Source organism: Kitasatospora sp. NPDC101183, from assembly GCF_044767945.1.
GTDB lineage: Bacteria > Actinomycetota > Actinomycetes > Streptomycetales > Streptomycetaceae > Kitasatospora.
Window position 1 is genome coordinate 23,410 of the sequence record NZ_JBIWOW010000007.1, and the last position, 13,362, is coordinate 36,771.

The 13,362-nt window shown below is 70.1% G+C and carries 16 protein-coding genes and 1 pseudogene; 10 read left to right on the plus strand and 7 right to left on the minus strand.

What is annotated here, in order from left to right:
- Window positions 1–155: 155 nt before the first annotated feature.
- On the plus strand, window positions 156–896 hold the full coding sequence (locus tag ACIRRS_RS11095; protein ID WP_402968033.1) for a DUF6193 family natural product biosynthesis protein: 741 nt from the start codon (window positions 156–158) through the stop codon (window positions 894–896).
- On the opposite strand, the gene ACIRRS_RS11100 is transcribed toward ACIRRS_RS11095, so the two are convergent.
- Complete coding sequence (locus ACIRRS_RS11100) at window positions 868–1,740, minus strand: alpha/beta fold hydrolase (protein WP_402968036.1); 873 nt, start codon at window positions 1,738–1,740, stop codon at window positions 868–870. The two genes, ACIRRS_RS11095 and ACIRRS_RS11100, sit on opposite strands and share 29 nt — an antisense overlap.
- Before the next feature lie 55 nt (window positions 1,741–1,795).
- On the opposite strand from ACIRRS_RS11100, the gene ACIRRS_RS11105 reads away from it, so the two are divergent.
- Together ACIRRS_RS11105 and ACIRRS_RS11110 are read left to right on the plus strand one after the other, a co-directional pair.
- Window positions 1,796–2,392 carry a TetR/AcrR family transcriptional regulator gene (locus ACIRRS_RS11105; protein ID WP_402968039.1) on the plus strand — a complete coding sequence of 199 codons (597 nt, stop codon included), beginning with the start codon at window positions 1,796–1,798 and terminating at the stop codon, window positions 2,390–2,392.
- An 87-nt stretch (window positions 2,393–2,479) separates the two neighbouring features.
- Window positions 2,480–3,523: a fatty acid desaturase family protein gene (locus ACIRRS_RS11110; protein WP_402968042.1), complete on the plus strand. Its 1,044-nt coding sequence runs from the start codon at window positions 2,480–2,482 to the stop codon at window positions 3,521–3,523.
- A 44-nt stretch (window positions 3,524–3,567) separates the two neighbouring features.
- Here ACIRRS_RS11110 and ACIRRS_RS11115 read toward each other — a convergent pair whose 3' ends face one another.
- Window positions 3,568–4,188, minus strand: coding sequence for a peptidase inhibitor family I36 protein (locus ACIRRS_RS11115; RefSeq protein WP_402968045.1), 621 nt, complete (start codon window positions 4,186–4,188; stop codon window positions 3,568–3,570).
- Between the two features lie 283 nt (window positions 4,189–4,471).
- On the opposite strand from ACIRRS_RS11115, the gene ACIRRS_RS11120 reads away from it, so the two are divergent.
- Complete coding sequence (locus ACIRRS_RS11120) at window positions 4,472–5,632, plus strand: amidohydrolase family protein (protein WP_402968048.1); 1,161 nt, start codon at window positions 4,472–4,474, stop codon at window positions 5,630–5,632.
- 181 nt (window positions 5,633–5,813) lie between these two features.
- Window positions 5,814–6,221 carry a hypothetical protein gene (locus ACIRRS_RS11125; protein WP_402968051.1) on the plus strand — a complete coding sequence of 136 codons (408 nt, stop codon included), beginning with the start codon at window positions 5,814–5,816 and terminating at the stop codon, window positions 6,219–6,221.
- A 124-nt stretch (window positions 6,222–6,345) separates the two neighbouring features.
- Here ACIRRS_RS11125 and ACIRRS_RS11130 read toward each other — a convergent pair whose 3' ends face one another.
- Both ACIRRS_RS11130 and ACIRRS_RS11135 read right to left on the minus strand, forming a co-directional pair.
- Window positions 6,346–6,870 (minus strand): DUF6879 family protein, encoded by a 525-nt coding sequence (locus ACIRRS_RS11130; RefSeq protein WP_402968054.1) that lies wholly within the window; start codon window positions 6,868–6,870, stop codon window positions 6,346–6,348.
- Window positions 6,871–7,207: 337 nt separating this feature from the next.
- Window positions 7,208–7,552, minus strand: a pseudogene (locus ACIRRS_RS11135) (hypothetical protein); the annotation flags it as partial.
- 416 nt (window positions 7,553–7,968) lie between these two features.
- Here ACIRRS_RS11135 and ACIRRS_RS11140 point away from each other — a divergent pair.
- Entirely contained in the window at window positions 7,969–9,018 is a 1,050-nt protein-coding gene (locus ACIRRS_RS11140; protein WP_402968057.1) for a helix-turn-helix transcriptional regulator, read from the plus strand.
- Window positions 9,019–9,173: 155 nt separating this feature from the next.
- Here the strand turns inward: ACIRRS_RS11140 and ACIRRS_RS11145 are convergent, their stop codons facing one another.
- Entirely contained in the window at window positions 9,174–9,365 is a 192-nt protein-coding gene (locus tag ACIRRS_RS11145) for a DUF397 domain-containing protein (protein ID WP_402968060.1), read from the minus strand.
- Window positions 9,358–10,221 carry a helix-turn-helix domain-containing protein gene (locus tag ACIRRS_RS11150; protein ID WP_402968063.1) on the minus strand — a complete coding sequence of 288 codons (864 nt, stop codon included), beginning with the start codon at window positions 10,219–10,221 and terminating at the stop codon, window positions 9,358–9,360. The genes ACIRRS_RS11145 and ACIRRS_RS11150 overlap by 8 nt, the downstream gene beginning before the upstream one ends.
- Window positions 10,222–10,481: 260 nt before the next feature.
- Between ACIRRS_RS11150 and ACIRRS_RS11155 the strand changes: the two genes are divergently transcribed.
- Together ACIRRS_RS11155 and ACIRRS_RS11160 are read left to right on the plus strand one after the other, a co-directional pair.
- Window positions 10,482–10,841, plus strand: coding sequence for an ATP-binding protein (locus tag ACIRRS_RS11155; protein WP_402968066.1), 360 nt, complete (start codon window positions 10,482–10,484; stop codon window positions 10,839–10,841).
- Entirely contained in the window at window positions 10,841–11,095 is a 255-nt protein-coding gene (locus tag ACIRRS_RS11160; protein ID WP_402968069.1) for a hypothetical protein, read from the plus strand. The genes ACIRRS_RS11155 and ACIRRS_RS11160 overlap by 1 nt, the downstream gene beginning before the upstream one ends.
- Before the next feature lie 97 nt (window positions 11,096–11,192).
- Here the strand turns inward: ACIRRS_RS11160 and ACIRRS_RS11165 are convergent, their stop codons facing one another.
- Window positions 11,193–11,873 (minus strand): alpha/beta fold hydrolase, encoded by a 681-nt coding sequence (locus tag ACIRRS_RS11165; protein WP_402968072.1) that lies wholly within the window; start codon window positions 11,871–11,873, stop codon window positions 11,193–11,195.
- Between the two features lie 104 nt (window positions 11,874–11,977).
- Here ACIRRS_RS11165 and ACIRRS_RS11170 point away from each other — a divergent pair, with 104 nt between their 5' ends.
- Entirely contained in the window at window positions 11,978–12,787 is an 810-nt protein-coding gene (locus ACIRRS_RS11170) for an AraC family transcriptional regulator (protein ID WP_402968075.1), read from the plus strand.
- Window positions 12,788–12,791: 4 nt separating this feature from the next.
- Window positions 12,792–13,334, plus strand: coding sequence for a DUF1707 domain-containing protein (locus ACIRRS_RS11175; protein WP_402968078.1), 543 nt, complete (start codon window positions 12,792–12,794; stop codon window positions 13,332–13,334).
- Window positions 13,335–13,362: the final 28 nt, after the last annotated feature.

Below are 13,362 nucleotides of genomic sequence, written 5' to 3' on the forward strand. Positions count from 1 at the left end.
CGCGTCTGCGGGCACGACCGGTCCGCGCGCGGCGGCCGGGGCCGTCCTACGCGCCGGTGTCGGGGGCGGCCCGCCTCAGAGGGCGGGCGGCGGCAGGAGCGCTGCGGGGAACATGGCCACCACTGTACGGGCTCGGGGTGAGGCAAACTGGAACGATGAACTCCGGGGCGGGGCAGGGCAGGCGGTACTGGGACGAGGACGGGGCCCTGGCGGCCGCGATGAGGGAGACGGCCGAGGGGCTCGGGCTGGTGCTGCCCGAGCACGACGGCAGATGGGGGCGCCTCGCGGAGTACGCCGACGAGGAGAGCGGCCGGCGCGCGACGGTGTCCCCGCCCGGCAGCGGGAGGCGGACCTTCCAGGTGCGCCTCCACGGCCTCCGCGCGCCCCTGGCCTCCGGGGGCACCTCGGACCTGGCCCGGGCGGCCCGGGCGACGGCGGCGTGGATGGGAGGCGAGGGGCTGGGGACGACGAAGGCGCGGGCCCCGTTCATCCGGTTCCGGCCCTGGGCCCTCGAGCACGAGCGGGAGCCGTTCGACGCCGTCGAGTTGGCGTGGCGCATCAAGCTCGACCGCGTCCACACGGCGCCGTACAGCCGGCACCCGCGGGTGCACGCGCTGCACGAGGCCGCGTACGCCGAGCCGGTGCTGCGTGCCCTGATGCCGGTCAACAGCCACTACAACCTGTGGTTCTCCACTGCCGAGAAGAGCGACGAGTACTCGAAGAAGAAGGTCGGGTACACCCTCGTTCCGTACGACGAGGGGCTGTACGGGGCGGGGGAGGGGCTGTACGGGGTGTGGAACCGCAGTGAGGTGGTCGCGCGCTGCGAGACGCCGGAGGAGGCCGCTGCCCTCGTCGTGGCCTCGATCCTCAACCCGCCCGGTGCGGAAGAGGGGTGAGGATCGCCTCCAGCACGTCCTGCGGCGCGTCGGTGGTGAGGGAGTGCCCGGCGCCGGGGACGGTCCGGACGGTGACGCCCGGGGCGAGCCGGTGCAGGCGTTCGGCGGTGCCGGCCGCGTCGTGCAGGGCGCTGCGCTCGCCGAGGAGGGCGAGGGTGGGGGTGCTGAGGCTTCGCAGGTCCTCGTCGGTGAGGGTGGTGGCGAGCGGGAGGCGGCGGCGGAAGCCGGTGGAGGCGCGCAGCAGCGACATCAGCTCCTCGTCGAGGATCGCGCTGTTGCCCAACTTCCGTGCGAGGGAGGGCCGGAGGGGGCGCGGGGCGAGGGCGGCGAGGCCGCCGAGGATGATCCAGCGGTAGAAGCCCTTGGCGAGGTCGGCCAGGCCCGCCGAGTCGACGAGGGTGAGCCGCGCGGTGCGCCCGGGGTGGCGGAGCCGGTGGTGGAGGGCGATCCAGCCGCCGTAGGAGCAGCCGACGAGGTGGGCGCCGGTGACGTCGAGGGCGGCGAGGAGTTCTTCGAGCCAGTCGGCGGCGTCCCGGCCGTCCTTGACGGGGGCGCTCTGGACGCTCGCGCCGGGTTCGCCGACGGTGTCGACGGCGAGGACGGGGTGCCGTTCGGCGAGCGGCGCGAGGTAGGCGTGCCACATCAGGGCGTTGCCGCCGGAGCCGGGGAGCAGCACGATCGGCTGCCCGGTGGCGGGGCCCAACTGGTAGGCGCGGGTGGTGCCGTAGCCGGTGGGGACGTCGTGGGTGGTGCGGTCGTCGGGCAGGAGCCGGGTGAGGGCACGCTCGTAGGCCGTGCGGTAGCGGGCTTCGGCCTTGCCGTTCTTGAACTCGCTGATTCGCATGGTACATGTGTATCACAGGCATGATACGGGTGTACCAAGGAGGAGGAGCCGGGACATGGCGGAGAAGGCCGAGCACGAGGAGCGGCGGCGGCAGATCGCCGAGGCGCTGCTGCGCATCGCGGACACGGAGGGGCTCCAGTCGGCGAGCATGCGCGCGGTCGCGACGGAGGCGGGGGTCTCGCTGCGGCTCGTCCAGTACTACTTCACGACCAAGCAGGGGCTGCTGCTGGACGCGCTGGGGCGGCTGGGGTGCCAGTTGCAGGCCCGGATGGAGCGCTGGATCGGCGAGGCGCGGGAGCCCCGGGAGGTGGTGACGGCCATCCTGTCCTGCATCCTGCCGACGGACGCCGAGAGCCGGCGGATCGCCCGGACGTACGCGGCGTACTACGCGCTGGTGCTCAGCGACCCCGAGGTGCTGGAGAAGCAGGCCGCGCAGCCTCCGGTGGTCCTGGAGGGCTTCCTGGCGCGGCAGTTGGCACTGGCGGGCGAGGCCGGGCAGCTCGCGCCCGGGCGGGATCCGGGGATGGCGGCGGCGGGGCTGCTGGCGATGGTCAACGGGCTCGGGTCGAGCGTGCTGGGCGGGCAGCGGGACGGCGAGGAGGCGATGGCGGTGTTGCGGCACCACTTGGACGAACTGTTCGTGGGGCGCTGACACCAGGGCGAGTTCGGGGGTTAACACCCCCATGGGAGGGGAGTTTTCCCCGTTCTGGTGGACGGCGGCTCGGGCGAGACTCGGAGCATGTCCACAGAGACCATGATCAAGGCCCCTGCCCGATCCCGCCAGGGTGAGGGCAGCGACTTCGCGCAGCTCAGCCGGAGGATCGCGGCCGAGGGGCTGCTCGACCGGCGGAAGGGGTACTACGCCGCACGGTCGGGGCTGGTGCTCGCCGCGTTCGCGGGCGGCTGGTGGGCGGTGTTCGCCCTGGGGGACAGCTGGTGGCAGCTGGGCCTGGCGGCAGGGCTGGCGGTGGTGTTCGCCCAAGTCGGGCTGATGGCCCATGATCTGGCGCACCGTCAGGTCTTCGACACGCGCCGGTCGAGCGAGATCGGGGGGCTCCTCGCGGCGAACCTGCTGATGGGGATGAGCTACGGCTGGTGGATGAACAAGCACACCCGGCACCACGCGAACCCCAACCACGAGGAGCGGGACCCGGACGTCGCACCGGAGTTGGTGGTCTGGTCGCAGGGGCAGGCGCGGCGGGCGAAGGGGGCTTCGCGGTTCATCGGGCGGTGGCTGGCGTTCCTGTTCGTGCCGCTGCTGATGCTGGAGGGGCTGAACCTGAGCTTCAACAGCTTCCGGGCCCTGCGGCGGCCGATGATGAAACGGCCGGTGGTGGAGGGCGTGTTGCTGGTCGCGCACTTCGTGGCGTACTTCGGGTTGGTGTTCGCGGCGCTTCCGGCGGGCAAGGCGGTGGCGTTCATCGCGGTCCACCAGGCTTTGCTGGGGCTCTACTTGGGCTGCGTCTTCGCGCCGAACCACAAGGGGATGCTGATGGTGACGCCCGAGATGAACCTCGACTTCCTGCGGCGGCAGGTGCTCACCTCCCGGAACGTGCGGGGCGGGGCGGTCATCGACGCGGTGATGGGCGGGCTCAACTACCAGGTGGAGCACCATCTTTTCCCGAGCATGCCGACGCCGGCGCTGGGCCGGGCCGCGCGGATCACGCGGGAGTTCTGCGAGGAGAAGGGCATCGCGTACTACGAGGTGGGGCTGATGCGCTCGTACCGGGAGATCTTCGGGCACCTGCACCGGACGGGGGAGCCGCTGCGCTCCGGGGAGTGAGGGGGCGCGCCCGGGCCCGGGGACGGGGCCCGGGCGCGAGGGGGTCAGATGTTCTTCCAGCCGGTGATCTTCGTACCGCTGTTGAGGTACTGGCCGCCGGCCGGGACCTCGCCGATGGTGTAGGCACCGGTGCAGAACACGCTGTTGAACATCCGGATGGGCCTGGAGGAGTTGTTGATCACGGAGTAGGAGCCGTGGCTCGTGCCGTTGTCGCAGGACGAGCCGGGCTTCCGGTTCACCTGCTCGCCGGTCAGGTCGCCGTCGCTGAAGAAGCAGACCTTGTCCTGCGGACACTCGGAGCTGTAGAAGGACCAGGAGCCCGCCCGGAGGTTCGTCACCGCGCCCGCGTGGGCGATGTACTGGGGCTTACCCGAGCAGTCCGAGCTGTTGTAGACCCAGAGGCCGAACTTCGCCCGGTTGTTGACGCTCAGGGGGTTGGAGTACTGGCCGTCCTGCCACTGGACGTACCCCGGGATGCACTGGCTCATGGCTGCGGGCGTCTGGACGGTCGGCCCGTTCGCGTCGTAGTCCAGGTAGAGGCAGAGGTTCCCGTCCTCGCAGGCGTCGGCTGCGGGCGCCGGGGCGAAGCCCGTGAGCATGGCTGCGGCGATGACGGTCGCGGCGGCGATCGAGGGGGCTCGGCGGGTCAGGGCGTGGAGCTTCATCGTGCGTGTTCCCTTTCGGGTGGTAGGGGAGGTCGGCACGATCATGGCGGCGCTGACGATGCATCAGCCAGGGATGGCAGGGATGTTCAGTCGATCGGGTGTATACGTGCGATTGCGACGACGGGCGGGAGTCGGGCGATCGACTGTGGGGTGCAGGCCCGTCAGGGTCGATGCGTCCGTTCGGGCGGGCGGCGGGGGCGACACTCCGACAAGAGACGGCAGGTGACGACACGTCAGTTCACTCTTCTGTGTGGCAGCTCACGGCACTACGCGGAGGCGACACATGAGGAGAAGCGGGCGGACGGGGAAGCGGGTGACGGCCGTCGCCGTCAGCGTGGCGGCGGCGGTGGTCGTCGTCTCGCCGGCGGGGGCGGGGGAGGCGCTGGCGGCGGCGCGGAACTGCTTCGACCGGTCCAAGGAGCCGTACACGTCGGTGGTCGACGCGCACCTGCACTTCCGCCCGTTCGGCGGGAAGGCGATCCCGTTCGAGGAGGTCGCCGGGTACCTGAACAAGAGCGGGGTGCACTACGCGAACATGTTCGGCATCGGGCAGGTGCTGCCCGCGGATTCGGACTGCGTGTACTACCTGGACTGCCCCGGTACGCCGGTGAGGCCCCGGATGAGGAACGACTTCGCGAACGCGGAGGCGCTGAGGGAGAACCGGCCGACGGACCCCAACCTGGCGCTGTCGATGACGTTCATGGACCTGCACCACCCGGAGACCGTGCCGGACGGGGTGGCGCTGCTCGACCGCGAGTACCCGGGGATGTGGCGGTGGGCGGGGGAGGTGAACGTGGTGAAGCAGGCGCTGTTCCCGAACCTGGCGGAGCCGGCGACGAGCGAGGACATCCCGCAGTGGGCGCCGTTCATGAAGGTGTTCGAGGACCGGGGAACCCCGATCACGTTCCACTCGGACCTGGGGAAGGACGGGGAGCCGACGAAGTACCTGCACCTGATGGAGGAGATCCTCGCGCAGTACCCGAACAACAAGATCGTCTGGGCGCACATGGGGCTGTCGAAGGAGCTGGCCCACATGGACCCGGACGAGCACATCGGGATTCTGGGGCGGTTGCTGGACGAGCATCCCAACTTGACGGTGGACCTGAGCTGGAGGGTGCTGGAGGACTCGTACTTCAGTCTGCCTGGGGTGCGGGCGAAGTACGCGGCGTTCCTGGGGCGGTACCCGACGCGGGCGATCACGGGGACGGACTTCGTGGCGGCGCGGAACAAGGATTACGCGGTGTACGAGCAGGAGTTGGAGGTGACGAGCCGGATCAATGCGGCGCTGGACGATGTGGCGTTCCGGGACATCGCGCTGGGGCAGAACTACTTCACGTTGGTGGGGTTGAAGGACAAGGCGCCTCGGGTGTGCAGGAACCGGCCCATCCCGCCACTGCCCGGGCCCGCTCCGGCGGGGGTCGGGGTGGAGGAGGACGAGGACTGAGCGGGTGTGTCGACGGCCCCTCGCGCGATGGCGCGGGGGGCCGTGGTGTTGGGCGGGTTCGCGCCATTGGGGGGTCAAATCCGGTACGGGTGCGGGGAGTTCGGTTCGACCGGGGGTGAGGGAGAGCAACTGCCATGTGAAGCGTGACATGGCACGCTCTGTCTCGAAGGGGAGAACTCCGATGAAGCGACTTGTTGCGGTGCTGGCGGCCGGTGTGGTGATGACCGGGGTCGGTGTCGCCGGCGCCACCCAGGCGGGCGCTCGGCCGTTGGGTACGACTACGTGCGGCTACGGGGTCGGGACGCAGGTCTGTTTGACGATGGATGGCCGTGTCGCGTCCGCCACCGGCTGGGTGGGATCGGCCGGTGGGGCCCCGCAGATGGCCCAGTTCGAGCTGGAGCTGCGGACTACGGCCGGCGGCAGTCTGGATAGAGAGGACCTCGGCGCCGTGGTGTCGGGCAGCGGAATCACGGTCGGCCCGCTGGTCAGCAGCGTCCCGTGCGGGGTCGGGATCATCGCGACCTTCACCACTACGAGGATGGGTCGGCCGACAGTGAGCGCCACGGTCACGGTGCCGGCTGTCTGCTGAGTCCCGTAGCGCCCGCCGCACCGGGACCGCGAGCGGGGGCCAGGCTCCCGCTCGCGGTGCAGCGACAACGTTGGACGATGGCGATGACGACATGTGCTGATTGACTGCCCGGTGTCCGCTGGATTCAGGTGATCTTGTACTGGTCGTGCGGCGTGGCCAGGCCCCACACGGCCTCGAAGGCGACGGAGCAGAGTTCGACGGCTGCCGGGTCCTCGGTGGCCTCGTTCTCCAGCCAGTCGCCGTTGCCGGCGAAATGACCCCAGACGACAAGACGGCCGTCGATCAACCAGAAGTCGTTTCCGGGGAGGGCGAGCGTGGATGCCAGACGGCGTGGAAGCCACCGGACCTGCTCGCCCGCCGCGACGTTGGGGAACGTCACGTCGTACTCGTACTGGATGTACTCGCTGACCGGCTCGGACACGATCCGGGCCCGACGAATCTCCACACCGCGCGAGACCGCCTCGACCACGACGTCGAGCCACGGCCGCCACCACGCCGATCGGTCAGCCGGATCGTGCCGAACACCCTGTCGCCATGCGTGAAGCGCTGGGTCGTCGAGCATGTAACCGTCGCGCATCTCCAGGTGAACTGCCGAGTGACGAGCTGCCTTCAGCAACTCATCGGGCCTAGTCACCGCCGTCCGAGACATCGCACGCCTTCCTGATTGCATCCACCACCTGTGCAGGCACCCGGACGACGTTCTCGATGTCCGGGACCACCAGATCCCTGGCCTCCTCGTCAACGAAGATGGTCGGGGAGTTTCCCTCAGGGGATTCAGATCAACCGCAGTGCCACTGTGCCACGACGGTTCGTCGTCCCGCAGTCCCGCTGAACGGTCACGTGCGACTACGCTCCCCCGCCCGGGCCGTGCCCGGGCGGGGGAGTCCTTGCAGTGCAGGTGGTTCGGCCCCCTCGCGCTGGTGCGCGAGGGGGCCGGGATTTCTGGCGTGGTGGTCGAGTTCGCCGGTCTTGGCGCTGCGGTCAGGCTATGCCTTGGGCGGGACGCTGTAGCGGCTGATGACGTGGTCAGCTGTGGACTTGTCGAGAAGGCGCAGTTCCCACGGGCCGGTGTTGACGTCGAACTCCTTGCCGAAGCCGACCCACTTGCCGGCCATGAGCCGCCCGGTCGGGTCGATCAGCAGCTGAAGGGCGCCGTGGTACCGCGCCCCCTGGTCGTAGCCGTCCTGGGTGGTTTGCTCGACCCATGAGCCGGTGACAACGTTTCGGTCGACGGTGAGATCGAAGGTCAGTGGCGAGTCAGGGTTGGACGATGCGCCGGGGATGCCCCTGGTCGCTGGTCGATCCCGGCCGCAGCCTGGCTGAACGGCCACGTGCGGCTGCTCTGCCTCGCCCGGGCCGAGCCCGGGCGAGGCAGTCCTTGCAGAGCAGGCGGTTCGGCCCCTCGCACAAGAGGTGCGAGGGGCCGTCGTGTTGGAGGCGATGGTCGAGGTCGCCGGCCTGGGCGCACTCCGAGCGATGGACTGCCCGGCTCCGGCCAGGAGGCGCATCGCGAACTCGGTCAGCCACGCTGCGGCGGCCGTTGCGAAGCCTAATCGGTGGAGGACGCTGTCCCGGCTGATGATGACAGAGGGGGCGAGGAACTCGGCGACGGCCATCGTCGGTGCATCGTCCGGATCGCCCCGCAGGCTTCTCGGCAGTGACACGTCGGCCTGTCGGAGAAGAGCTGACGGGATGTTAGCTTCCCGGAATGGGAACACGCGGGGCTCGTGATGCGATAGCGCGGTCGGTGCTCGAAGGGATGCGGGAGCTCGCCGGGGCGGGGCTGGCGCCACCGGAGATCTTCCGGCGGGCGGATGAACTGCTGCGCCCGGCGCTGGGGTTCGACGCGGTGTGCTGGCACACCGCGGATCCGGCGACCGGAGTGGTGAACTCGGTGCAGAGCGAGGACCTCAGCCTCTCCGAGTTCGAGCACGCCGTGTGGCTGGAGGTGTGGGCGGACGATCTGGCGACCTTTTCGAAGATCCGGCGCAGCGGGGTGCAGGCCGAGACGCTGAGCCGGGCGACCCGGGGGCGCCTGCGGGAGAGCGTGCGGTTCCGGGAGCAGGTGGCGCCGGCCGGGTTCGGGGACGAGCTGCGGGCAGTGTTCGACGCGGCCGGCGGCATGTGGGGGTGCGCGGCGTTCCTGCGCGCCCCGGACCGGGGCCCGTACCTGGGGCACCAGCGCGAGCTGGCCGACGCCGCCGCCCGGCACCTGGGCCATGCGCTGAGGGCGTGTCACCGGCCGACCGGTACGGAACCCGGGGTGGATCCCGGGGTGGATCCCGGGCCGGCGGTGCTGGTGCTCGACCGGTCGAACCGGCTGCAGGCCCTGTCCGGGCCGGCCGAGGAACTGCTCGCCCGGCTGGCCGACCCCACCCCGAGCTCGCTCACCGTCCCGACCGCCGTGGCGATGGCCGCCGAACGGGCCCGCCGGGCGGCGCACGGGCTGAGCACGCCGCGTACACCGGTGCGGGTGTGGACCAGGGACGAGCGCTGGTACCTGCTGCACGGTTCCGCACTGCGCGGCGGCGGGACGGCGGACGCCGTGACGGTGGTGGCCTCCTCCGCCTCGCCCGCCGAGGTCGTACCGCTTCACCTGGCCGCGTACGGGCTGACCGCCCGCGAGCAGGAGGTGGCGCTGTTGCTGGTGCGCGGCAGCGACACCCGGGACGTGTCCAGGCTGCTCGCGATGGCGCCGTACACGGTGCAGGACCATCTGAAGTCGGTGTTCGCCAAAACGGGGGTGAGCAGCCGCCAGGAGCTGATCGCGCGGCTGATGCTCGGTGGGGGCGGCTGAGCGCTTGTCATGCGCCCCCAGAAAACGGGGATGGAGGGTGCGAAGATCCACCTCGCCGCGGACGGCCGGTGCCGCCCGCTCGCCTTCGTCCTCGCCGCGCACCAGGCCTGAGCTGGTCCGGGCCCCTCGCGCGAGCGGCGCGAGGGGCCAGGCTGCTAAGCGTGGTGGTTGAATTCGCCGGTCTTGGCGCCGTGGAGGAGTGCGGCGAGCGCAGTTGGAGAAGTGCGGAGGGTGAGGTGGGCCTCGTCGGACTCGCGGAGTTCGACGAGGCTGTGCATTGAGCGGATCTCAACACACTCGTTGCTTGACGCGCTGTAGCTGGACTTCTGCCAGTTGGAGCTAGGCATGGATGGCTTTCATTTCCTTCATGATGGATCGGATGAAGTCGCGGGACCGCTCCTCGGACAGCGCGTTGGCGTCCAGGTTGGCGAAGATGGTCCGGTGCTTGGCCAGGTTCGCCGGTGAGTCGAAGAACAGTGCGCCCTGGGAAACGTCCATCTCGACCGTATCCAGTTCGGGGACGGGCCCCTCGATGTAGGTCAGATTCTCGCCAGCACCTGGGAACGTGTCGACGGAGAACGGCACTACTCGAATGGAGATCCCGGGTTGCTCGGAGTCATCCAGCAGCGAAGCAAGCTGGTCGATGAGAACCATTGGCCCTCCGAACTGCATGCGCAGTGCGGCCTCATGAATGAAGGCGCGCAGAGGAGTCTCTCCTGACCGTACAACCTCCTGCCTCCTGAGGCGGAAGGCAGTCCTGGTCTCGATCTCTTGCGCGGGCAGAGTGGGGACCAAGCGAGCGAATACCGCCGACGCGTACGCCCTGGTCTGCAGCAGGCCAGGCATGTAAACGGTGTTGCAGAAGGTGATTCGCTCAGCGTGGCCCTCAAGCTCCGCGACTTCCAGGAAGTCGACGGTCAAGACGTCCCGGTACTCCTCCCACCAGCCCTTGCCGCGTTCTGAGGTGATGCTGGCCAGCGCATCGATCAGCGGCTGGTTAGTGCACATGCATACAGCGGCGATAGTCCTCAGACGTTCGATGCTGATCCCGCTCTTGCCACTCTCCATCTGAGTGATCTGGGCTGGTTGGATGCCCAGTTCGCGCGCGAGCTGGCTTCCTCCGAGACCGGCCTGCTCTCGAATCCTTCGCAGCTCGGTCCCGACCCGTCGTTGGCGCAGCGTCGGGTTCGATCGAAGGGCCATGGCGTCCTTTCTGGGTCTGCTGAGACCAGTCTGCCGCAGGGCTCAGGGGCGGTGGTGGCCACGATTGGGGGAACTTCCGCGCGACGGTCTCAAATTTGCCACATGCTGCGCTATGGTCGATCTCACATCGATCCGACGGATCGTCAGTAACTCCTGTTCCAGGAGCCGCAGAGCAGCCATGCCTCCTTCCGGCACGGCCTGGTTCACGGCGACGTACGTCCGCCGGACTTTCACCCCACCCCACGCCCGGGAGTACTCCCATGCGTCACCTCAACACGCCCTGCCTCACCCTCGCCCGCCAGTCCCTCCACGACGCGATGTCCCGCCTCGGCTGGCCCCCCTCGGCCATCTTCGACGCCCAACTCGCGCTCTGTGAGCTGCTCGTGAACGCCTGGCGGCACGGCGAGACCCCCGCCCCGGTCGTCCAGATCCTCTCGATCGACCACATCCTCCGCGTCTCCGTCTCCGACGAGAGCCCCACCGTTCCGACCGCCCAGACCCCCGAACTCCTCTCCGAGTCCGGGCGCGGCCTCCAGCTCGTCGAGGGCCTCACCCACCGCTGGGGCGTCGACCCCCAGGAGCACGGGAAAAGCATCTGGTTCGAGCTGGACGCGGCCTGATGACCCGCCGCCGCTACCCCATGAAGCCCAGCGACCCCCGCCTCCGCTCCTTCACCCACGACCACGTCCGCTCCCTCCTCGCCGAACTCCACGAGCGCGGTGCCAAGTTCGGCCTGGTCTGGCCCTCCACCACCACCGACCAGACCCTGGACGGCCAGGTCCTCGTCTGCTTCAACACCGCCCCCCTCTCCACCCTCGTCAACCTCCTCACCCTCCTCCTCGACGCCGATCGCGAGCCCCCGTGCGATTCCTGATCACCGCGGCCTTCGCCGTCCTCCTCACCCTCGCCTTCGCGACCGTCGCCCTGGGCGTCGTCACCGCCCTCCGCGCCACCCCGCCCGACGAGGACACCTAGAAGCACTCCTCCAGTAGCACCGCCGCCACCGCCTCCGGGGCCTCCTGCATCGCGTTGTGCCCCGTCGGCAGATCGTGCACCCGCCACCCCGGGTCGGCCGCGACCCGGGCACGGGTCTCCCGGAAGCACGTACTCGCCTCCCACCCCGAGCAGTAGATGAAGTCCCTGCGCGGGACCTTCTCCACCTCCCCCGTCAGCCGGATCGCCTGCAAGAAAGCCGCCACCGGATGCGGCCGGCGACGCGGATCACCATCAGCCCGCTCCGTCGGCAGGACGGCGTAACCGAGCTTCGCCGCACGGGCGGTGAACACCCCGCGGAACAGGTCGTTCGTTGCCGTCCAGCACGACTCCCCGTCCCTCGGCACGTACGCGTCGAGGTGCACCAGTCGTGAGACCCGGCCGTCCGCGCGATCGGCCGCCGCCGTGATCACCATCCCCCCGTAGCTGTGCCCCACCAGCGTCACGTCGTCGAGGCCCTCGCGGTCCAACAGCCCCAGTACGTCGTCCGCGTGGGTGTCCAGGTCGGCGGTCGCGACCGTCGCCACGTCGTCCTCCGGGCGCAGGCCGGTCAGCGTCAACGCGTGGACGGTGTGACCGGCGCGCTCCAGCAGCGGGACCACCGGGTCGTACACCCAACCGCCGTGCCAACCGCCCGGTACCAGAACGAACGTCGTCATGACCGCACCCCCATCTCTCCACCCGCACCGAGCAGTTCGGTCCGGGTACGGAGAAGATTCTCGCCAGGCCACGCCGTGGCGTGCTACCGATAGGCTGCCAACCGATGCCCAATCGCCGCCAACCTCACCCCAGCGCCACCGTCACCTCCTACCTCTTCCCGTCCGGCGGGCGCCACCTCTGGCCGTCCGGGGAGACGAGCAACGAAGTGGCGCACGACCGTGGGCACTTGGTGTACGCCGCCAAGGGCGTGCTCTCGATCGCCTCCGTGCACGGCAACTCGATTGTCCCCGCCAACCGGGTCTCCTGGACCCCGGCCGGGGTCGAGCACACCCACCGCGCCCACGGGGCCACGGACATCAGGATCGTCTTCCTCGCGCCCTCCCTCGCCCGGCTCCTCCCGGACCGCCCTGCCGTCTTCCTCGCCTCCGGCCTCGCCCGGGAGGTGCTCCTCGCGCTGACCGGGCCGCGCAACTACCGTCCCGGCGGGGAGCGTTACAGCAAAGGGGCGCGTTCGCGCCTCCTCCGCGTCCTCGTCGAGGAGCTGCGCGAACCCAACGAGCAGCCGCTCCACCTGCCCGAACCGAAGGACGACCGACTCCGCTCCGTGGCACGGCAGTTGCGCGAGACGCCGGGGGACAACTCCACCCTGGAGAACCTCGGCCGGGAGGCCGGTGCGAGCACCCGCACGCTCAGCCGGCTCTTCCGCGAGGAACTGGGCATGACCTTCTACGAGTGGCGCACCCAACTCCGTGTCCACCACGCCCTCGTCCTCCTCGCGGAGGGACACGACACCACCCACATCGCGCACGCCTGCGGCTGGGCCAACCCGAGCGGCTTCATCGCCGCCTTCACCTACCTCGTCGGCACCACCCCGGGGCGCTACCGCGCGGGCGGGGAACGGGACTTACAGTGAACCGGTGACCATCTCGGCGGGAGACCCGCAGCCCATCGCCAGCCAGGCCGACCGCGACTCGGCCGTCCAACGCGTACAGGCGGCCTTCGCCGACGGGCACCTCACGCCCGAGGAGATGGACGAGCGGCTCGACCTCGTCCTCGCCGCCCGGGGGCGGGGCGAGTTGGACACCGTCCTGGCCACGCTCCCGGCGGAGGCGCCGGCGACCCAGGCCACCATCGGGGCGGCCAGCGGCCGGATCAAGCGGGGCGGGGTCTGGCGGGTGCCGCGGCACCTCACCGTCGCGTCCGCGATGGGGCGGGTGAACCTCGACCTCTCCCGGGCGATCATCGAGGACCCGGTCATCGACATCGAGCTCCAGGTCGGCACCGGGCGGGCCAAGATCACCGTCCCGGCGGGGGCGATCGTCGAACTCGACGGGCTCGTGACGCAGTGGAAGGACACCCGTTACCGGCTGCCCAGGCGCACCGAGCGGACCGGGCCGACGATCCGCATCTCGGGCGTCATGGGCTTCGGCCGCCTCACCGTCCGCCACGCCCGGCGGTGAGCGCGGCCGGGGGCCCCGCGCTCAGTAC